Origin of the sequence: Streptomyces sp. Ru72 (genome assembly GCF_002920635.1) — a bacterium.
GTDB lineage: Bacteria > Actinomycetota > Actinomycetes > Streptomycetales > Streptomycetaceae > Streptomyces.
Genome location: NZ_PQSR01000056.1, coordinates 1 through 19931, shown reverse-complemented (window position 1 = coordinate 19931; position 19931 = coordinate 1). Strand labels below are relative to the sequence as shown.

The 19931-nt window shown below is 70.7% G+C and carries 15 protein-coding genes, 1 tRNA gene and 2 pseudogenes; 3 read left to right on the top strand and 15 right to left on the bottom strand.

Annotation, left to right across the window (positions count from 1 at the left end; translation table 11 throughout):
* Positions 1-2 precede the first annotated feature (2 nt).
* The 7 genes and pseudogenes from C3488_RS23935 to pgsA form a co-directional block, all read right to left on the bottom strand.
* Positions 3-755: a YebC/PmpR family DNA-binding transcriptional regulator gene (locus C3488_RS23935; protein WP_103842629.1), complete on the bottom strand. Its 753-nt coding sequence runs from the start codon at positions 753-755 to the stop codon at positions 3-5.
* A 77-nt stretch (positions 756-832) separates the two neighbouring features.
* Positions 833-1441, bottom strand: coding sequence for a pyridoxal 5'-phosphate synthase glutaminase subunit PdxT (gene pdxT, locus C3488_RS23930; protein ID WP_103842627.1), 609 nt, complete (start codon positions 1439-1441; stop codon positions 833-835).
* Positions 1442-1477: 36 nt separating this feature from the next.
* Positions 1478-2389 carry a pyridoxal 5'-phosphate synthase lyase subunit PdxS gene (pdxS, locus tag C3488_RS23925; RefSeq protein ID WP_103842625.1) on the bottom strand — a complete coding sequence of 304 codons (912 nt, stop codon included), beginning with the start codon at positions 2387-2389 and terminating at the stop codon, positions 1478-1480.
* 233 nt (positions 2390-2622) lie between these two features.
* On the bottom strand, positions 2623-3168 hold the full coding sequence (locus C3488_RS23920; protein WP_103842623.1) for a hypothetical protein: 546 nt from the start codon (positions 3166-3168) through the stop codon (positions 2623-2625).
* 80 nt (positions 3169-3248) lie between these two features.
* Entirely contained in the window at positions 3249-4409 is a 1161-nt protein-coding gene (locus C3488_RS23915; protein ID WP_103842621.1) for a glycosyltransferase family 4 protein, read from the bottom strand.
* Entirely contained in the window at positions 4406-5329 is a 924-nt protein-coding gene (locus C3488_RS23910) for a phosphatidylinositol mannoside acyltransferase (protein ID WP_103842619.1), read from the bottom strand. The genes C3488_RS23915 and C3488_RS23910 overlap by 4 nt, the downstream gene beginning before the upstream one ends.
* A gap of 28 nt (positions 5330-5357) precedes the next feature.
* Positions 5358-6100: pseudogene (gene pgsA, locus C3488_RS23905) on the bottom strand (phosphatidylinositol phosphate synthase).
* A 251-nt stretch (positions 6101-6351) separates the two neighbouring features.
* On the opposite strand from pgsA, the gene C3488_RS23900 reads away from it, so the two are divergent.
* Both C3488_RS23900 and C3488_RS23895 read left to right on the top strand, forming a co-directional pair.
* A complete protein-coding gene (locus tag C3488_RS23900) occupies positions 6352-8550 on the top strand; it encodes an elongation factor G-like protein EF-G2 (RefSeq protein ID WP_103842615.1) in 2199 nt (732 codons plus the stop codon).
* A gap of 193 nt (positions 8551-8743) precedes the next feature.
* A complete protein-coding gene (locus C3488_RS23895; protein WP_103842613.1) occupies positions 8744-10402 on the top strand; it encodes a hypothetical protein in 1659 nt (552 codons plus the stop codon).
* A 153-nt stretch (positions 10403-10555) separates the two neighbouring features.
* Here C3488_RS23895 and C3488_RS23890 read toward each other — a convergent pair whose 3' ends face one another.
* The 4 genes from C3488_RS23890 to C3488_RS23875 all read right to left on the bottom strand — a co-directional run bounded on the left by C3488_RS23890 (position 10556) and on the right by C3488_RS23875 (position 15095).
* Positions 10556-11122: an HIT domain-containing protein gene (locus C3488_RS23890; RefSeq protein WP_103842611.1), complete on the bottom strand. Its 567-nt coding sequence runs from the start codon at positions 11120-11122 to the stop codon at positions 10556-10558.
* Between the two features lie 91 nt (positions 11123-11213).
* Positions 11214-13190: a threonine--tRNA ligase gene (gene thrS / locus C3488_RS23885; RefSeq protein ID WP_103842609.1), complete on the bottom strand. Its 1977-nt coding sequence runs from the start codon at positions 13188-13190 to the stop codon at positions 11214-11216.
* 115 nt (positions 13191-13305) lie between these two features.
* Complete coding sequence (locus tag C3488_RS23880; RefSeq protein ID WP_103842607.1) at positions 13306-14532, bottom strand: hypothetical protein; 1227 nt, start codon at positions 14530-14532, stop codon at positions 13306-13308.
* Entirely contained in the window at positions 14529-15095 is a 567-nt protein-coding gene (locus C3488_RS23875) for a DUF4365 domain-containing protein (RefSeq protein ID WP_103842605.1), read from the bottom strand. The genes C3488_RS23880 and C3488_RS23875 overlap by 4 nt, the downstream gene beginning before the upstream one ends.
* 169 nt (positions 15096-15264) lie before the next feature.
* Here C3488_RS23875 and C3488_RS23870 point away from each other — a divergent pair, with 169 nt between their 5' ends.
* Complete coding sequence (locus C3488_RS23870; RefSeq protein ID WP_103842603.1) at positions 15265-15990, top strand: 3'-5' exonuclease; 726 nt, start codon at positions 15265-15267, stop codon at positions 15988-15990.
* Between the two features lie 47 nt (positions 15991-16037).
* Here C3488_RS23870 and C3488_RS23865 read toward each other — a convergent pair.
* The 4 genes and pseudogenes from C3488_RS23865 to C3488_RS23850 all read right to left on the bottom strand — a co-directional run.
* A tRNA-Val gene (locus C3488_RS23865) sits at positions 16038-16109 on the bottom strand.
* A gap of 39 nt (positions 16110-16148) precedes the next feature.
* The gene (locus C3488_RS23860; RefSeq protein WP_103842601.1) at positions 16149-16595 is read right to left on the bottom strand and encodes an SRPBCC family protein; all 447 of its coding nucleotides are present in this window, start codon (positions 16593-16595) and stop codon (positions 16149-16151) included.
* Between the two features lie 127 nt (positions 16596-16722).
* Positions 16723-19461 carry a Tat pathway signal sequence domain protein gene (locus C3488_RS23855; RefSeq protein WP_103842599.1) on the bottom strand — a complete coding sequence of 913 codons (2739 nt, stop codon included), beginning with the start codon at positions 19459-19461 and terminating at the stop codon, positions 16723-16725.
* Between the two features lie 106 nt (positions 19462-19567).
* A pseudogene (locus tag C3488_RS23850) lies at positions 19568-19931 on the bottom strand (hypothetical protein); the annotation flags it as partial.

The following is a 19931-nucleotide window of genomic DNA, read 5'->3' as shown; positions in this document are numbered from 1 at the left end:
CGTTACGCGCCGACCTTCTCCATGACCTCGTCGGTGACGTCGAAGTTCGCGAAGACGTTCTGCACGTCGTCGCTGTCCTCGAGCGCGTCGATCAGCTTGAAGATCTTCTTGGCGCCCTCCTCGTCCAGCTGGACCTGCATGGTCGGGACGAAGTTGGCCTCGGCGGAGTCGTAGTCGATCCCGGCGTCCTGCAGGGCCTTGCGGACCGCGACCAGGTCGGTGGCCTCGCTGATGACCTCGAAGGACTCGCCCAGGTCGTTGACCTCCTCGGCGCCCGCGTCGAGCACGGCGCCCAGGACGTCGTCCTCGGTCAGCTCACCCTTGGGGACGATCACGACGCCCTTGCGGTTGAACAGGTACGAGACCGAGCCCGGGTCGGCCATGGAGCCGCCGTTGCGGGTCATGGCGACGCGCACGTCGGAGGCGGCACGGTTGCGGTTGTCGGTGAGGCACTCGATGAGCACCGCGACACCGTTCGGACCGTAGCCCTCGTACATGATCGTCTCGTAGTCGGCACCGCCGGCCTCGAGCCCCGCGCCACGCTTGACGGCGGAGTCGATGTTCTTGTTCGGGACCGACGACTTCTTCGCCTTCTGGATGGCGTCGTAGAGAGTCGGGTTGCCGTCGGGGTCCGCGCCGCCCGTCCGGGCCGCCACCTCGATGTTCTTGATCAGCTTCGCGAAGAGCTTGCCGCGCTTGGCGTCGATCACGGCCTTCTTGTGCTTCGTCGTGGCCCATTTAGAGTGGCCGGACATCTGCCTGTCTCCTTCGCGTAACCCATCTCTGCAACGAACTCCCCCAGACCTTAACGGCTGGGGGACCCCCAGAGATCCTACAAGGACTCCGGTACCCGATTGGCGCGCACCATGTCGACGAACAGGGCGTGCACACGGTGGTCGCCGGTCAGCTCCGGGTGGAACGACGTGGCGAGCGCGTTGCCCTGGCGTACCGCGACGATGTGGCCGCCGTGCTCGGCGAGCACCTCGGCGCCCGCTCCGACGGACTCGACCCAGGGGGCGCGGATGAAGACGCCCTCTACAGGATCGCCCTCGACGCCCTTGACGTCGACGGCCGCCTCGAAGGACTCGTTCTGCCGTCCGAAGGCGTTGCGGCGCACGATCATGTCGATGCCGCCGACGGTCTCCTGACCGGAGCGCGGGTCGAGGATCTTGTCCGCGAGCATGATCATGCCCGCGCAGGTGCCGTAGACGGGCATGCCGTCACGCACGCGCGCGCGGAGGGGTTCCATCACTCCGAAGAGGATGGCCAGCTTGGAGATGGTGGTGGACTCGCCGCCGGGGAGGACGAGGCCGTCGACCTCGGCGAGCTCTTCGGGGCGCCGCACCGGCCTGGCCACGGCGTCGGCCGCGGCCAGGGCGATGAGATGCTCCCGTACGTCGCCCTGGAGGGCCAGGACGCCTATGACGGGTGCGTCAGTCATGTGTTCGTGCAGTCCTCGTGCTGTTCCTGCGGTGACTTACCAGCCGCGGTTGGCGTAGCGCTCGGTCTCGGGGAGGGTGTCGCAGTTGATGCCGACCATGGCCTCACCGAGGTTGCGGGACGCGTCCGCGATGATCTTGGGGTCGTCGTAGAAGGTGGTGGCCTTCACGATGGCGGCGGCGCGCTTGGCCGGGTCGCCGGACTTGAAGATGCCGGAGCCGACGAAGACGCCCTCGGCGCCGAGCTGACGCATCAGGGCGGCGTCGGCCGGGGTGGCCACGCCACCGGCGGAGAACAGCACGACCGGGAGCTTGCCCAGCTCGGCGACCTCCTTGACCAGCTCGTACGGGGCGCGCAGCTCCTTGGCGGCGGCGTACAGCTCGTGGTTGTCGAAGCCGCGCAGGCGGGCGATCTCGTTCTTGATCTGGCGCAGGTGGCGGACGGCCTCGACGACGTTGCCGGTGCCGGCCTCGCCCTTGGAGCGGATCATCGCGGCGCCCTCGGCGATACGGCGCAGGGCCTCGCCGAGGTTGGTGGCGCCACAGACGAAGGGGGTGGTGAAGGCCCACTTGTCGGAGTGGTTGACCTCGTCGGCGGGGGTGAGGACCTCCGACTCGTCGATGTAGTCGACGCCGAGGGACTGCAGGACCTGGGCCTCGACGAAGTGGCCGATGCGGGACTTGGCCATGACCGGGATGGAGACGGCGTCGATGATGCCCTCGATCATGTCCGGGTCGGACATGCGGGCCACGCCGCCGTCCTTGCGGATGTCTGCCGGGACCCGCTCCAGAGCCATGACGGCGACGGCGCCCGCGTCCTCGGCGATCTTCGCCTGCTCCGGCGTGACGACGTCCATGATCACGCCGCCCTTGAGCTGCTCGGCCATGCCGCGCTTGACGCGGGCGGTGCCGGTCTCGGGGGTCTGGGGGGTGGAGAGCTCGCTGGACACGGGTTTCGACCTCACTCGGAAAAAGAGGGATTTCTGCTGGACCGAGGAAACGGGACGGGTACAGGCCACTGCAAGGGCCAATGGGCAGCCGGTGGATCGTTTTGCGCCGTGGCGCGAAACGACACCCGTGACCCGCGGCCTGTGTGTCACCTGTCCCGGTACCCGCGTCCCGTGGCCGGTGTCCCCTGGTTCCGGGCCCCGTGGCCCCGCGCCCCGGTCGCTGTCCCGTGGTGTCAGGTCGCCGAGCGGTCCGTCAGTGCCGCCGGGGGCTCGTCGTCCATTTCGAACGCCATGGGGAACGGGGCGTGCCCGGCGAGGCGGAACCAGCGCACCTTGCGGTGCCGGCGCAGGGCCCGCGCGGCGCGCACGGCGTCGTTGTGGAAACGGCGGGCCATCGGCACCCGGCGCACCGCCTCGGTCAGCTCCCGCGCGGCTGCCTCCCCGCCGGGCGCCTCGCGCACCGCCTCGACCTGCTGCGCCTCCGCGAAGACGGCCCGGAGCGCCTGGCTCAGCTCGCTCTCGGCGACCTCCCGCTGCTCCTCCTCGGCCTGCCGGGCCGCGTGCGCGGCCTCGTACAGGACGATCGACGCCGCCGGGTCGAGCACACCGGAGGTGGCCAGCTCCTGGGCGACCGAGGCCCGCCGCAGCAGCTGCGCGTCGAGCGCGGCGCGCGCCGCGTCGATCCGGGAGTGCAGCCGGTCGAGCCGCCCCGCCGTCCAGCTCAGATAGAGGCCGATCGCCACGAGGCCGACAAGGATCCAGATGAGGGTTGCGGTCACGGGCGAAGGTTATCGGCCCGCGCTCAGCGCTCCCTCGGCTGCCTCAGGCCCACCGAAACGCCGGACCCGGCGGACGGAGCTCAGTCCCGCACCAGACCCAACCGCGCCCGCAGCCCCGTGCGCTCGTCCGCCGCCACCGCCGCCGCGCCCGCCGTCACCGTCTCGTAGACCGACAGGATGTCCGCGCCGACCGTCGACCAGTCGAAGCGCCGTACGTGGGCGCTTCCCCGGGCCCGGAGTTCGGCGCGGCGGTCCGCGTCGTTCAGCAGGCGTACCGCGGCGTCGGCCAGGGCGTCCGCGTCCTCGTTCGCGAACAGCTCGCCGGCCGCTCCCTGGTCCAGGACCTGCGCGAAGGCGTCCAGGTCGGAGGCGAGGACCGGGGCTCCCGCCGACATGGCCTCGACGAGGATGATGCCGAAGCTCTCGCCGCCGGTGTTGGGCGCCACATACAGGTCGACGCTGCGCAGCAGGCGCGCCTTGTCCTCGTCGCTGATCATGCCGAGGAACTGCACGCGCGAGCGCAGCTTCGCGGGGAGCGTCTCGACCGCCTCCTCCTCGTCACCCCGGCCCGCGACCAGCAGCCGCGTCCGCGGCCGGGCGGCGAGGATCTTCGGCATGGCCTTCATGAGCACCGGCAGGCCTTTGCGCGGTTCGTCGATGCGCCCGATGAAGCCGATCGTGTCCCCCTGCCACTCGGGCCTGGGTTCGGCCTTCGCGAAGAAGTCGACGTCCACACCGTTCGGGATCACCACCGCGTCGCCGCCCAGATGTTCGACGAGCGTGCGCCGCGCGTACTCGCTCACCGCGATCCGGGCGCTGATCTTCTCCAGGGCCGCCTGGAGGATCGCGTAGGCGGCGATCATGGCCCGGGAGCGCGGGTTCGACGTGTGGAAGGTCGCCACGATCGGGCCCTGTGCCGCCCAGCAGGCCAGCAGGCCCAGGGACGGCGAGGCGGGCTCGTGGATGTGGATCACGTCGAACGCGCCGTCGTGCAGCCAGCGCCGCACCCGCGCGGCGCTCAGGAAGCCGAAGTTCAGACGCGCCACCGAGCCGTTGTACGGCACGGGGACGGCACGCCCGGCCGAGACGACGTACGGCGGCAGCGGCGTGTCGTCGTCCGCGGGGGCGAGGACGGACACCTCGTGTCCGAGTCGGATGAAGTACTCGGCCAGATCACGGATGTGGAACTGGACGCCGCCCGGCACGTCCCAGGAGTACGGGCAGACGATGCCGATCCTCACGGCGTGCCCTTCCCGGGGTCCCTGGTCGGGTCCAGGTCGGCGAGCCACAACCGCTGCAGCATGTGCCAGTCCTCCGGATGCTCGGCGATCCCCGTGGCGAAGGCGTCGGCCAGCGCCTGTGTCATGACAGACGTCTTCTCCGCCCGGCTACCTGACTGGGGTACCTCGATCGGGGGATGCACGCGGCCCTGCATGACGGGCGAGTCGTCGTACCAGAGCGTCACCGGCAGCAGCAGCGCGCCGGTCTGCTGGGCGAGCAGCGCCGGTCCCGCCGGCATCCGGGCCTTCTCGCCGAAGAAGGTGACCTCCACGCCGGAGGCGGACAGGTCCCGGTCGGCGACCAGGCAGACCAGTCCCCCGTCGCGCAGTCGCCGGGCCAGGGTGCCGAACGCGGAGCCCCCGCTGTGCGGCAGCACCTCCATGCCGAGGCCCTCGCGGTAGGCGACGAACCGGTCGTAGAGCGTCTCCGGCTTGAGCCGCTCGGCGACCGTCGTGAACGGCGTGCGCAGCTCGGTGGTGACCCAGGCTCCTGCCAGGTCCCAGTTGGCCAGGTGCGGCAGCGCGAGAACGACGCCCTTGCCGGTGGCGAGCCCGTCGGTGAGGAAGTGCAGGTCCTTGGGGTCGAAGCCGCGCCTTATGCGCTCCGGGCTCCACACGGGCAGCCGGAACGACTCCATCCAGTAGCGCAGGTACGACCGCATGCCCGCCCGCGTCAGCTCGGCGAGCCGCTCCGGGGTCGCGTCGGGCAGCACGCGCGCGTAGTTGCTCTCGAGCCGTCGTACGCCCTTGCCGCGCTGTTTCCAGGCGAGATCGGCGATGGTGCGGCCGAGCCGGGTGGCGACGGGTTCGGGCAGCGTCTTCACCGTGCCCCAGCCGAGGCCGTAGAGCCCGTCCGTGAGCCGTTCCTGGAGGCTGGTCATGCCGCCGCCCCGTTCCTCTTCCCGCCGCTCACTTGGCCGCCTCACTGCCGTGCGAGGCGCTCCGGTCGTTCTGCGCGGCCGCGGCGGCATCCGCCTCGGCGGACTCCCTGCGCACGGTGACGACCCGCTGGATCAGGGTGACCAGGCTGCCGACGGCGACGATCCACAGCGCGATCGGCAGCAGGTACTGGATGCCGGGCACGCCGAACTTGTGCAGGCCCGCGAACCCGGCGGCGACCAGGGAGATCACCAGGCGTTCGGCGCGCTCCACGAGCCCGTTGACCGCCACGGGCAGCCCGATCGACTCGCCGCGGGCCTTGGTGTACGACACCACCTGGCCGCTGGCCAGACAGAAGATCGACACCGCGCACAGGACGTCGTCGTTGCCCTTGCCCGCGTACCACAGGGCGAAGCCGCCGAAGATCGCACCGTCGGCGACCCGGTCGAGCGTGGAGTCCAGGAAGGCTCCCCAGCGGCTGGAGCGGCCCAGCTGGCGGGCCATGTTGCCGTCGACGAGGTCCGAGAAGACGAACAGCGTGATGACGACCGTGCCCCAGAAGAACTCGCCCCTGGGGTAGAAGACCAGTGCGCCCGCGATCACGCCGGCGGTGCCGATCAGCGTGACCGTGTCGGGGCTGACGCCCCGCCGGATCAGAAACGCGGCGAACGGTGTGAGAACACGCGTGAAGAAAGCACGCGCGTACTTGTTCAGCATGGCCTTCCCGACGGTCGGTGAGCCGCGCGGCCCCTGCTGGCCACCGGCGCGCCCAATCGTAGCCACGCGCGCGTGGGCGCGACGGCCGGGCACCCAAGGCCCTCTGTCACGGCCTGGTGGCGCCCGGGTAACGGCGCGATCGCGCCGGGCGGAGCACGGCGCGCAAACGGGATCACGTCCCTCGTATGGACGCATTGTGACGCGAGTGCAAAGCTCGAAAGAACCGCGGGCGTCACCGGAGCCGCCTCGCACGCGGGTCCGCATGTCCGCGCCCACAGTGACCTCACCGTGCACGGGAGGCAAGGCCATGGGCGACAAGGCGAACGTACACCCCGGAGCCGCCGGCAGGGCTACGGCGGCCGACCGGCCCGCGTCCGTACGGAATGTGGTGCTGGTCGGCCACAGCGGATCGGGCAAGACGACTCTGGTGGAGGCTCTCGCGCTGACGGCGGGAGCGCTGAACCGGGCGGGCCGTGTGGAGGACGGCGGCACCGTCTCCGACTACGACGAGATCGAGCACCGGCAGCAGCGCTCGGTGCAGCTCTCCCTGGTTCCCGTCGAATGGGACGGGTTCAAGATCAACCTGCTGGACACTCCTGGATACGCCGACTTCGTCGGGGAGCTCCGGGCCGGTCTGCGCGCCGCGGACGCGGCCCTTTTCGTCGTCTCGGCCTCGGACGGTGTGGACGGCTCGACCCGCATGGTGTGGGAGGAGTGCGCGGCCGTCGGCATGCCGCGCGCCATCGTGATCACACACCTGGAGGCGGCCCGCGCCGACTTCGAGGAGATGACCCGCCGTTGCGCCGAGGCGTTCGGCGGGGACGACCCCGACGCCGTCCTGCCGCTGTACCTGCCGCTGCACGGCCCGCAGGGGCCCGACGGGCACGCGCCCGTGTCCGGCCTGATCGGGCTGCTCACGCAGAAACTCTTCGACTACTCGACCGGTGAGCGCAAGGAGTCCGAGCCGGGCGAGGACCAGCTGCCGGGGATCGAGGAGGCCCGCAACCGGCTCATCGAGGGGATCATCGCCGAGAGCGAGGACGAGACCCTCATGGACCGCTACCTCGGCGGTGAGCAGGTCGACATCAAGACGCTGATCCAGGACCTGGAGCGGGCCGTGGCGCGCGGCAGTTTCTTCCCCGTCCTGGCCGCCGCCCCCGCTGCCGAGGGCGCCAAGCAGGGCCTCGGCACGGTCGAGCTGCTGGAGCTGATCACGGGCGGGTTCCCGACCCCGTTCGAGCACCCGATGCCGGGGGTCACCACCATCGACGGCGAGCCGCGCGAGCTGAAGCCCTGCGACACCGAGGGGCCGCTGGTCGCCGAGGTCGTCAAGACCTCCTCCGACCCCTACGTCGGCCGCATCTCGCTGGTCCGGGTCTTCTCCGGCACCCTGCGCCCCGACCAGACGGTGCACGTCTCCGGACACGGCCTGGCCGACCGCGGTCACGAGGACCACGACGTCGACGAGAAGATCGGCGCCCTGTCCACGCCCTTCGGCAAGCAGCAGCGCCCGGTCACGCACGCCGTCGCGGGCGACCTGGTGTGCGTGGCCAAGCTCGGCCGTGCCGAGACCGGGGACACCCTCTCGGCCAAGGACGACCCGCTCCTGATGGAGCCCTGGCAGATGCCCGACCCGCTGCTGCCGCTCGCCATCCAGGCGCACAGCAAGGCGGACGAGGACAAGCTCAGCCAGGGCCTGGCCCGGCTGGTCGCCGAGGACCCGACCATGCGCCTGGAGCAGAACCAGGACACCCACCAGGTGGTGCTGTGGTGCCTGGGCGAGGCGCACGCGGACGTCGCCCTGGAGCGGCTGCGCAGCCGGTACGGCGTCCAGGTCGACGTGGTCCCGCACAGGGTGTCCCTCCGGGAGACCTTCGCGGGCAGGTCCGCCGGCCGGGGCCGTCATGTGAAGCAGTCCGGCGGGCACGGCCAGTACGCGATCTGCGAGATCGAGGTCGAACCGCTGCCGGGCGGCTCCGGCATCGAGTTCGTGGACAAGGTGGTCGGCGGAGCGGTGCCCCGGCAGTTCATCCCGTCCGTCGAGAAGGGGGTGCGCGCGCAGGCCGCCAAGGGTGTGGCCGCCGGCTACCCGCTGGTCGACATCCGGGTCACGCTGCTCGACGGCAAGGCGCACTCCGTGGACTCCTCGGACGCCGCCTTCCAGACGGCGGGCGCGCTCGCCCTGCGCGAGGCGGCGGCCGACGCCACGATCCATCTGCTGGAACCGGTCGCCGAGGTGTCGGTGCTGGTGGGTGACGAGTACGTGGGCGCCGTGATGAGCGACCTGTCCGCGCGGCGCGGCCGGCTGCTGGGCACCGAGCAGGTCAGCGGCGGCCGGACTCTGGTACGGGCCGAGGTGCCGGAGATCGAGATCGGGCGGTACGCGATCGACCTGCGCTCCCTCTCCCACGGCACCGCACGCTTCAGCCGCTCCTACGCGCGGCACGAGCCGATGCCGCCACAACTCGGGCAGAAGATCCGTCAAGAGGCCCAGAAGTCGCAGTAGTTGAACCCTTGTTCCCCTCTCCATGCGGGAGCGGACCTCTTCCGGTCGTCCGCTCCCGTATGTCAGTGCCTGCGGATACGCTGATGTCCTGATCAAGTCGACATGGATCAGCACGCCGACCTGTTCAACAGGTGTGCGGGGCAAGGAAGTCGGGAAAGGCCGCAGGAGCGGGTTCGGCGGCGAGGGGGCGGCAGTGACGGACGGATTCGATTTCAGCCCCGGGGCGCAGGTGCCCCTTTCGGGCTCCGCGGGCCAGACGGCGGCGACCTATGCCCTGGCCTCGGCGGCGTACCGGGAGGACGACGAGGTCACCAAGATCCTCGAGGCCGACAACGAGTGGCACCAGTCGACCGTCAAGGCTCCGCGTCCGGGGGCGAGGATATTCCGGCCCAAGCTCGGTGAGGCCTACTCCCGCGCCGTGATCGACCGCATGCTGGGCGCCGGGCGCAAGCCGCTCATCCAGTCGTTCGGCACCGAGCCGCAGGTCGTCGTGGAGCACTGCCTGGCGGCCCACCGCATCCGCAGGGAACGCGACAACTGGCTGACGGCCGTGACGGTCCTGTGCGGGGTGCTGTTCCTGCCGGGATTCCTGGTGTGGCTGCTGGTGTTCCAGATCCGCACCACCCTCGGCAGGCGGACGGACAGGAGCGCCGGTGCGCTCGCCACGACCCTTCTGGTCGCCGTCGGCGCCCTCGCCGTGATCTTCCTGATCCGTATGCCGTTCTCCGGCTTCTGGGCTTGGTACGCGCGCGCGACGGTCGTCATGCCCGTCGTCGGCTGGTTCTGGGCCAAGCAGATCTGCGAGCGCACGGCGAAGGACCTGCGCGAGCGCTGGGACAGTCTGCTCGCGGGCGGCGGCCTGGGCGCGAAGATCCCCGAGGCGGTGCCCGGCCACCCCGGCGACGCGGCCGAGCAGCTGCGCAAGGAGCTCACCCGGCTGAGCGCCGAGCAGCGGTCCAACTCCGTCTTCTACGCCGGCCCCAAGGGCATCCTCGGCATGGGCACACGCTGGGGCAGCTGGCAGCTGGCCGAGGACCTGGTCTCCGCCGAGCCGGGGAAGGACTTCCACCCCTTCCGCAGCTGGGACGTGATCACCGCGATCCAGGGCGACCTGGCGATGCTGGAGCGGACCTCCATCAACACCGGCGGTTTCCCGAAGCCCTCCATAACGCACTGGATCGTCACACCGATCGGTGAGAAGGCGAAGGAGGTCTCCCGGCCCAGCGGCACCGACGTGGACGCGTACACGATCAAGACGCACGCGATACAGGACATCTGCAACAAGCAGCAGTTCGGCAGCGGCGACCGGCACTACCTCGGCGTCCAGTGGACGCTGTGGGACGGCCAGTTGATCATCACCATGCTCATCACGGTGACGGTGCTGCACGACACCCTGCGCATCGAGGTCACCGGGCACGCCCTGGGGCCCGTCAACTCCCTGTTCACCACGAAGCCCGAGCCCAAGGAGAAGGAGGTGGCGAAGACCGTCAAGTTCTGGGAGACCCGCAAGGTGAGGCTACCGCTGGTCGACGCCGACGAGGTGGTGCGGCTCGCCGCGCGTGCCCCGCTCACCTGGTATCCGCCGTTCCTGAACTGGCTCGGCGGCTCGCTGACCCTCCCGGAGCCGTTCGGTCTGCGCCACGCCTGGGCGGACCAGCCGTGGCGTCACCGTTTCATGGCCGACGACGCCCTGCGCGCCGCCACGCCGGTGCTCCGGGTGGTGCACGCGGCGGCGATCCGGGTCCTCAGGGACCACGGGGTGGACGTCGAGGCGTTCGGGACGCGGTCTGCGTTTCTCAGCACGCAGGTGCAGGATCCGACGCCGAAGAAGGCGGACGTTTACGACGCGTAGCCCTCCGGCTGTGCTGCCGGTGCCGCTCGGTGCGGCGGTCGTTCTGGGGGCGGCAGCCCCCAGACCCCGCCATCGGCCTGAACGGCCTCGTCCTCGAACTCCCCCAAGCCCTACGAGCAGGGGGTACCCCGGACGGGCTGAAAGGCGCCGCGGCTACGCCGAGCCCGTGGGCCAGGCCTCCGCCAGCATCTTCCGCGTGTCCGCCAGCAGCTGCGGCAGTACCTTCGTGTGCCCGACCACCGGCATGAAGTTGGTGTCGCCGCCCCACCGCGGCACGACGTGCTGGTGCAGGTGGGCGGCGATGCCCGCACCGGCGACCGAGCCCTGGTTCATGCCGATGTTGAACCCATGGGCCCCGGAGGCCGTGCGCAGCGCGGTCATCGCCTGCTTGGTCAGCTCGGCGAGCTCCGCGGTCTCCGGCTCCGTGAGGTCGGTGTAGTCGGCGACATGGCGGTAGGGCACGACCATCAGATGGCCGCCGTTGTACGGGTACAGGTTCAGCACCGCGTACACCTGCTCCCCCCGCTTGACGATCAGCCCGTCCTCGTCCGACTTGGCCGGGATGGAGCAGAACGGACAGCCGTCGTCGGCCCCCGGACCGGTCGGCTTGTTCTCGCCCTGGATGTAGGCCATCCGGTGGGGCGTCCACAGGCGCTGGAACGCGTCCTGCGTCCCCACTCCGATCTGCTGCTCCGGCTCACTCGTCATGAGGTGCAGCATATGGCGTCTTCGCCGGGGCAGGGCAAAGGCCCCCGGGATCGCCCGGGGGCCTTGCCGCCTGTCTTCACCAGGGTCGCGACCCCGACGGCCGTCAGACCTGCGCCCGCTCCTCGACGACCTTCATGATCTTGGCGATGGCCTCGTCGAACGGGATCCCGTTCTCCTGGGAGCCGTCCCGGAAGCGGAACGACACCGATCCGTGGGACATGTCCTCGTCGCCCGCGATGACCATGAAGGGCACCTTCTGCTTCTGGGCGTTGCGGATCTTCTTCTGCATGCGGTCCGAGGAGGAGTCGACCTCGACGCGCAGGCCCTTCTTCTTCGCTGCCGCGGCGAACTTCTCCAGATACTCGACGTGCGCGTCGCCGATCGGGATGCCGATCGCCTGCACTGGTGCCAGCCAGGCCGGGAAAGCGCCCGCGTAGTGCTCCAGGAGCACGGCGAAGAACCGCTCGATCGAGCCGAACAGCGCACGATGGATCATGACGGGGCGCTGCTTGGAACCGTCTGCGGCTGTGTACTCGAGGTCGAAGCGCTCCGGCAGGTTGAAGTCCAGCTGGACGGTCGACATCTGCCAGGTCCGGCCGATGGCGTCCTTGGCCTGGACGGAGATCTTAGGGCCGTAGAAGGCGGCGCCGCCCGGGTCCGGGACCAGAGGCAGGCCCTGCTTCTCGGCAACCTGCCGCAGGGTTTCGGTGGCCTCCTCCCAGGCCTCGTCCGAGCCGACGAACTTCTCCGGGTCCTTGGTGGACAACTCGAGGTAGAAGTCCGTGAGGCCGTAGTCGCGCAGCAGGTTCAGCACGAAGGTGAGCGTCTTGTCGAGTTCCTCGGCCATCTGCTCACGCGTGCAGTAGATGTGCGCGTCGTCCTGGGTGAAGCCGCGGGCGCGGGTCAGGCCGTGCACGACGCCCGACTTCTCGTACCGGTACACGGTCCCGAACTCGAACAGGCGCAGCGGCAGTTCGCGGTAGGAACGGCCGCGCGCGTCGAAGACCAGGTTGTGCATCGGGCAGTTCATGGGCTTGAGGTAGTAGTCCACTCCCTCGTCGAGCTGCATGGGCGGGTACATGCCGTCGGCGTACCAGTCCAGGTGGCCCGAGGTCTCGAAGAGCTTCCCCTTGGTCGCGTGGGGGGTGTAGACGAACTCGTAGCCCTCCTCCTCGTGGCGGCGCCGCGAGTAGTCCTCCATCACACGGCGGATGATGCCGCCCTTGGGGTGGAAGACGGCGAGGCCGGAGCCGATCTGCTCGGGGATCGAGAACAGGTCGAGCTCGCTGCCCAGCTTGCGGTGGTCGCGCTTCTCGGCCTCGGCGAGGAAGTCCAGGTAGGCCTTGAGCTCGTCCTTGGACGGCCAGGCGGTCCCGTAGATGCGCTGGAGCATGGGGTTCTTCTCGCTGCCGCGCCAGTAGGCGGCCGCGTTGCGCATCAGCTTGAACGCCGGAATGTGGCGGGTCGAGGGCAGGTGGGGACCGCGGCAGAGGTCCTTCCAGCACAGCTCACCGGTCTTGGCGTCCAGGTTGTCGTAGATCGTCAGCTCACCGGCGCCGACCTCGACGTCCGCTCCGTCCTCGGAGGAGGCCGAGCCCTTGAGCCCGATCAGTTCCAGCTTGTACGGCTCGTCCGCCAGCTCCTCGCGGGCCGCCTCGTCGGTGACGACGCGGCGGGAGAAGCGCTGGCCGCGCTTCTGGATCTCCTGCATCTTCTTCTCGATGGCCTTGAGATCCTCGGGGGTGAACGGCTTCTCCACGTCGAAGTCGTAGTAGAAACCGTCCCGGACCGGCGGGCCGATGCCCAGCTTCGCCTCGGGGAAGATCTCCTGCACGGCCTGGGCCATCACGTGTGCGGTGGAGTGACGCAGGATGTTCAGGCCGTCGTCGGAGGAGATCTCGACGCCCTCGACGGTCTCGCCGTCCCTCACCTCGTAGGCGAGGTCCTTCAGCTCGCCGCCCACGCGCGCGGCGACGATCGAGCGCTCGCCGGCGAAGAGGTCGGCGGCCGTAGTGCCCGTCGTCACCACGCGCTCTTCCCGCTCGGAATCGCGTTGGATGATCACACGGACGTCTGACACCGGACTCTCCTGACTGCTGGTGGATGCGGCGCCATACCTGGAGCGCGCGCATGACTGGGATCGTACCGACCCATGCCCGTCCACCGCGAAACAGTTCCGGTGCCACCGGGGGGGCTCAGTCCCCGCCGCACGCCTCCTCGAAGAAGCTCGTGATCTCCGCGGTCTCCTGGAGCGACTTCATCAGCCGGTCCCGCTCGGCCTCGTCGACCTGCACCGGTGCCACCCCTGACGCGGCCGCGAGGCGCCGGAAGCCGCCCCGGCTCTCCAGCCGTCCGTGCACTTTGATCGGCAGTCCCACGAGGTGGGCGTGGCCCGCGATGCGGTACGACTCCTCGTCCAGGGTCATCCGTACGTGCGGCACCTCGGCCCCGGCGAGGACCCGCAGCCGTACGGTGCCCTCGCCACGCGGTCCCGAACGGCGCAGGCGGACGACGGCGCCGGTGATCCGCACCGGGACGGACGGCTCCTTGCGCAGATAGCGCGCTCCGGCCTCGCGCAGGGCGGGCAGGTCTCCCGGGGAGAACTCGACCGGTTCGGCGGGTGTCGCACCGCCCTCGGGAACGCCGGCGGCGGGCGCCCACGCGACAGCGATCCGGGCGCCCTCGGCCCCGCGGACGAGGGCGACCAGAGCCTCGGTCAGCTCATGGCTGACGCCGGCCTCGACGGCGGTGTCGAAGGCTTCCATGCCACCGGTGGCCCGCTGGTAGTCGATGGCCTCGCGGGCCGCGTACAGCGCCTGGTGCAGGCGTACGGCGAGCGGCCGGCCCGTGGCGACGGGCACGAAGGCGGTGAGTTCGCGGCCGCCGGTGGCCGCGCCGATCAGGACGTGCTCGAGCAACGCGGCGGCGGGCCTTCGGTGCCGGGCGCCGTGGTAGCCGGCCCGGGCGCGGGTGGCGAGGGCGGCCGCCAGCAGCATGCGGCGGGCGGCGGTGCGCAGCCGGTCCTCGACGTCCCAGGGAGCGGCGCCCACGGGTCCCGTCGGCACGTCACGCCACCAGTGGATCTCGTCGCTGGGCACGGTGAGCCCGACCAGCACGTCACGGGCGGAGGGTGAGCCGCTGCGGGTCAGAGCCAGGAGAGCCTCGCCGATCAGGTCGTCGCAGTCGGGGAAGGCGCGACTCTCCGGCACCAGCAGGCTCGTACCGCTCGCACCGGGGCCCGGTGGGGTCCAGCGGCCGTAGCGCCCGGGGGCCCCGCCGCGGCGCTGCCAGCCGTGGCGGTGCAGCAGGGCGCCGAGCACGGCGGGGTCGACCTGGTCGGGTGCGGGCGGCCGGTTCCACAGTGGCTCGGCGGGGTGCGGCCGGACGGTGCGGAACTGCTCGTCGAGGGGGCGGTGTGTCACGGTCTGCCTCCCGTTCCGACCCGGGTCATGATCTCGCACAGGGCTCGGTCGTCGAAGATGCGCGAGGTCGGGACGCGCACGGTGGTGCGGTGCCGGCCCGTGATCGGGTGTCCGGCGAGGTTGGTCCAGTAGCAGCAGTGCCGCAGGTCCAGGCGGTCGTGACCGGCCCGCAGCCACTGGTCCTGGGTCCGGGGGACGATCATCACGACGAGGATCTTGTGCACGGAGACGGGTGTACGGGCGAGCTTCCGCAGGTGCTCGTTGTCGAGCGTGAAGGAGAAGAAGCGGCCCGGGGGGTTCGGCGGTATCTGGTACGTGCACTTCAGCTGCACTTTGATGGTGACCTCGTCGTCGACCGTGTGGCCGGGCGCGCTGTGGCTGACGTGCCAGTCGATGCCGTTGTCCGGGAAGGGCTGGGACAGCGAGCAGCCGGCCGCCGCGGCGACCGCGTGCAGATAGCCCACCTGCAGTGTCTCCATGCAGGCGGTGGTCGCGAGTGTGCCGCGATGGGGTGCCGTCCGCTCGGGCAGCAGCCCGCCCCGCTCGGGCTGCGCTATCGCCATGACCAACAGCCTTCCCTGCGCAGTGAATCCCCGCCCGAGCCCCCCTGAACTGCAAAGACCCGTACTCCTGTTGTCTCCTTCCCGCGTACGGCGCAAACAGCCCGGGTATCACCAAACGGGCAGAAGACGGTACGTCAGCTGCCATGGGTGAACGAGGAGTTGGGTAGGCATGACGTTCTGGTACGAGGGCCCGCTCGCCGCGTTCGACACGGAGACCACCGGCGTGGACGTCGAGACCGACCGCATCGTGTCGGCCGCCGTCGTCGTCCAGGACGCTCCGGGGACCCGGCCGCGGGTGAGCCGCTGGCTGGTGAACCCGGGAGTGCCGGTGCCCGCGGAGGCGACGGCCGTGCACGGGCTGACGGAGGAGCACCTGCAGCACAACGGCCGCTGGCCGTCGCCGGTGATGGAGGAGATAGCCCGGGAGCTGGGCGAGCAGGCGATGCGGGGCCGACCGCTGGTGGTGATGAACGCACCGTTCGATCTCACGCTGCTGGACCGGGAGTTGCGGCGCCACCGGGCGTCCTCGCTGGAGCGCTGGTTCGCGTCCGCGCCGCTGCGCGTGCTCGACCCGCGGGTGCTCGACAAGCACCTGGACCGCTACCGCAAGGGCCGCCGCACGCTCACCGATCTGTGCGCGCACTACGGTGTGGCGTTGGAGGGGGCGCACGACGCGGCGGCGGACGCGCTGGCCGCGATGGAGGTCGTACGGGCGCTGGGGCGTCGCTTCGCGACCCGGCTGGAGCGCCTCTCCCCCGCGGAGCTGCACACGCTGCAGGCGACCTGGCACGCGGCACAGGCCCGCGGGCTGCAGGCCTGGTTCGCCCGCAACGGCGCGGAGGAGCCGGTGGACACAGCCTGGCCCCTGCGCCCGGAGCTGCCGGCAGCGGCCTGAGCACACGAAAAAACCGGTCCGTCATGGACGGACCGGCCTTCTCCGGGTGGGCGATACTGGGTTCGAACCAGTGACCTCTTCGGTGTGAACGAAGCGCTCTCCCACTGAGCTAATCGCCCGGGAACGCACTGAACAATACAGGTCCCGGACGGGTTCCTTCAAACCGCTTGGAGGTGCGCGACGAGTCCCCGTCGCCCGGAGCGCATCATCAGCCGATGGTTCGCCCGGAAGATCGGCCGCCCCGGCACCGCGAACCTCCTGAGCAGCTTTTTGTTCACGTCGACCGTCTGGTCGTAGCGGGCCAGGGTGCCGGACGCGGCCGCGGTGACCGTCCAGCGTGCCCAGCCGTCGACGTCACCGGACAGCGCGACCTGCAGAATCCCGGCCGCCGGGTCGCGCCGCACCTCACGCACGGTGAAGGTCAGGTCGTACGGCAGCAGGGAGCGCACCCGGACGACGCCGGTCGCGTCGTCGAGCCGGGTCACCTCCCGCACCTGGCGCCACCACCGCGGGTACTCCTCGGGCCGCTCCAGCACCGCGTACACGGCGGCAGGGGGCGCGGGCAGGGCCCACAGGCTGCGGAAGCGGTAATGGCTCCGGTCCATGGGCACAGTCTTCCCGGGTCCGCCCCCGATATCTGAGTACGTGTACTCATGCCGTAGCACGTGACGGGCGCCACACTTACGGGTGCGAGCGCCGCCGCCCGTGCGGCGGCGCTCCCCCGCCGGCCCCCTAGGACGGCATCCTGTCCCCGAGCAGCGCCAGGTTCTCGATGGCGGCGAGGCCGTAGAGCGCGGTGTCGTTGGTGGACACCCAGGCCGCCTCGCTGCCCGCGACGAGCGTGGCCGGGCCGCTCAGCGGTTGCGTCTTCCACGGCGAGGACTCGGTGTAGCCGTCGGAGTTGTAGAACTTGCTCCACGCCCGCTTGGCGAGCGTCGCGTCGCCGGTCTGGACGGCGGCGTACGCGTCGAGGCGCGAGTGGCCCTGGAAGAGCAGCAGGCTGCCGAAGTCGGAGCCGTAGCGTGCCTTCTGCTCGGCCTTGGTGGCGTTGAAGTAGCGGCAGTAGTCCAGGTACGCCTCCTTGAACTTCGGCATGTCGACCAGGTGGTTGAGCTCGGCGCACAGCTCGTTGAGGCCGAAGACGGCCGAGAGGTGGGAGACGGACACCACCGGCTTGTCGGCGACGGCGAACCTGCCGGTGTCGAGGTCGTACAGCCCGCTGCCCTGGACGAAGCCGTTGGGCTGGGCGGCGATGCCCTCCATCGTGGACAGGACGCGCGCCTTGGCCTTCTCCCACTTGGGGCCCTTGCGTTCCCACTCGGTCAGCCAGGCCGACACCAGGCCGCTCCAGTCCGTGCCGAAACCGATCGACAGGGCGTGCCGGTCGGGGGTGTAGGGATCGGTGCGTACCTTGCGCTGCGGGTCGAGGACGAGGAACGTCTCGTCGGAGTCGACATTGGCCCGCATGAGGTCGCCGACCCGCTCGTCGGCGGTGAGGAAGTAGTAGAAGCGCCGGTAGGTCGTGTTGGCGATGCGCTGCTGTTTGGCGCTGTCGGCGAAGTGCTGCACGCCGTGCCGGGTGCCGAGGCCGGCCCACGTGCCGAGGTGGTAGACGTCGACCTCGCCGGTGTGCCGGGTCATCGCCTCGGCGAAGCGGAAGATGTCCGCGCGGCCGCTGCGCAGGTAGGCGTACCAGAGCCACAGGTCGGGCGACAGCTCCGAGTTGTCCCAGGCGTAGCCGCCGATGTCGTAGCGCCACACGTGCCGGACGGTGTCGTAGGTGTGCATGATGTCGCCGTAGTCCCAGAAGCCGTACCAGCGGCGCTGCTCCACCTGGTCCTTGTAGTAGGTGAAGAGGAAGTCGAGGTGGTCCTCGATCTTCGCCTTGGCCGGTGTGGAGCGGTCGGGCTCGGAGTACAGGCCGGGACCGAACACCTTGGCCTTGATGAGCTGCTTTGGCGGGGCGGCGAGCTGCGGCAGGGTCCGTACGGCCCTGACCTGGTCGGCGAGCTGGTCGGGGGCCGGCGTGGCGGCGTTGGCCCAGAAGAGGAGTTCGGAGGTGCGGGCGATGCCGTAGGGGGTGCCGAACTCCGGTTCGTAGTCCTCATAGGTGATGTTGAGGCCTTCGAGCTGCTTGGCGTAGGTGTCCTGGCCCATGCCGTCGTGGTAGAAGCGCAGGTCCATGGGCTGCGCCTCGGGCGACCAGAGCCAGAGGGTGACCTCGGCCTCGTCGGTGTGGGCGTCGCGGATGTCGAGCTGGGCGGGGAACTTCTCCCAGAAGTCCCTCAGGCCGAAGGAGAATCCGCCGCTCGGCCCGCCGACGTAGCCGAGGCCGGAGGCCCGCCTGCCGCCGCCCGCGCCGATCCACCCGTAGCCCTTCTTGGTGCGCTTGCGCAGGGCGAAGCCGTCGGCGGAGAGCTGGGCGAGGGTGTAGTCGCCCCAGTGCGGGATGTACGGGAGCCGGGTCGTCACCCGTTGGTCCCACGTCGAGGGGTCGGGCAGCTTCTGGCCCGCGTACTGCGCCGCCTGCACGGCCGCGCCCGGGTCGCGGCGCAGCCCGGTGATGCCCTGCACGGCCTCGCGCAGCAGACCGGTGCCCTCGCCGCCGATCCGGATGTGCCGGTCGTAGGCGGCGTCGCGCATCGGCACGGTGAAGCGCACCCCGAGCCCGCGGATGAAGTCGCCGCTCGCCTTGCCGGGTTCCTGGGTCCCGTCGTAGGTGATGGTGTGCACCATGCGGAAGGAGTCGGCGCCCGCGTAGAAGTAGAGGCGGATCGAGAACGGCAGCCAACTGCGGTCGCCCTTGCGGTGCTTGCCGTCGATGCGGACGACGGCCCGGACGGGCCCCTCCTGTTCGACGGTGACCTCGGAGACGGCGCCTTCGAAGCGCTCGGTCTTCACCGATCCCTGGTCCTCGTCCTCGATCTCCGGCTGCCGGATGAGGACGAGCCGGCCGTTCTTCGCGATCTCGGTGGAGCCGCGGATGACGGACTTGATCAGTGTGGAGCCGGACTTGCCGATCCTCGCGGTGATGACGCCGGTCGATATGTCGATGGTGCCGCCGCTCTTGTCGACGGTGACCTTCTTGTCGGGGGCGGTGGGGGCGCCGGCGGTGAGGGTGAGCTTGCCGCTGCCCGAACTGACCGCGTGGGCCGTCCACTTGAGGGAGCCGTCCGGCCAGTACGCGAGCGGCCAGGACTGGACGGGCACGGCCCTGCCGTTCTGGTCCGTCAGGGCGAACGTCTGGTCCTCCTGGTAGGCGCCCTTCGGCCAGGGCACGCCGACGGTGGAGCCGGGCGCGGCGCCGAGACCGCCGTCCTCGAGCCAGTCGAGGGTCACGGGATCGGCGTCGGCCGCCTCGGCTCTGGGCGCCGCCTGCGCGTCGCCGGCCCATGGCGCCCAGCTGAACTGGGCGGCGGCTCCGGCGACGGCGGCGGCCTTGAGGAGGGACCTGCGGGGGATGGGAGACATGAGGGATGCAGCCTTCCTTTCCTGGCGGTGATGCAGGGAGGTCAGGGGCATGACAGAGCAAGGTCCGGCGCCGGGGCGCCGGCCCGAGGGGAGGTGCCGGCCGGCGTCAGCGGCGCCGGTGGCGCTCCTCGACGGCGACGGCGGCCGCCGCCACGGCCCCGAGGACGGGGACCGCGAGCGGCGCGACGAACCAGGCCGAGCAGACCACCAGGGCCGCTCCGCCGACGAGGAGGAAGGACCCGGCCGGGTCGAGGACGGTGCGGCGCCCGGCCGCCGCGAGCAGGGCCCGCCAGGAGGCGCCCGGCGCCCAGGCCGCCGCCGCCCGCAGCCCGGCGACGGCCGCGCCGATCAGGGCGAGGACGCCGACCGCGCCGACGAGCGGCCCGCCGGGCAGCCCGGCGCGCACGGCCTGGACGTCCACCCAGACCGCGGCGGCCGCCGCCCAGCCGGCGAGCCCGACGATCCAGCCC

Bases quoted from the DNA above. Each gene is read 5' to 3' on its own strand.
- C3488_RS23910 (WP_103842619.1), bottom strand. From the start codon at position 5,329: ATGACCAGCCTCCAGGAACGGCTCACGGACGGGCTCTACGGCCTCGGC.
- C3488_RS23855 (WP_103842599.1), bottom strand. From the start codon at position 19,461: ATGTCTCCCATCCCCCGCAGGTCCCTCCTCAAGGCCGCCGCCGTCGCC.
- C3488_RS23890 (WP_103842611.1), bottom strand. From the start codon at position 11,122: ATGCTGCACCTCATGACGAGTGAGCCGGAGCAGCAGATCGGAGTGGGG.
- C3488_RS23875 (WP_103842605.1), bottom strand. From the start codon at position 15,095: ATGGCGATAGCGCAGCCCGAGCGGGGCGGGCTGCTGCCCGAGCGGACG.
- C3488_RS23860 (WP_103842601.1), bottom strand. From the start codon at position 16,595: ATGGACCGGAGCCATTACCGCTTCCGCAGCCTGTGGGCCCTGCCCGCG.
- C3488_RS23900 (WP_103842615.1), top strand. From the start codon at position 6,352: ATGGGCGACAAGGCGAACGTACACCCCGGAGCCGCCGGCAGGGCTACG.
- pdxT (WP_103842627.1), bottom strand. From the start codon at position 1,441: ATGACTGACGCACCCGTCATAGGCGTCCTGGCCCTCCAGGGCGACGTA.
- C3488_RS23935 (WP_103842629.1), bottom strand. From the start codon at position 755: ATGTCCGGCCACTCTAAATGGGCCACGACGAAGCACAAGAAGGCCGTG.
- C3488_RS23870 (WP_103842603.1), top strand. From the start codon at position 15,265: ATGACGTTCTGGTACGAGGGCCCGCTCGCCGCGTTCGACACGGAGACC.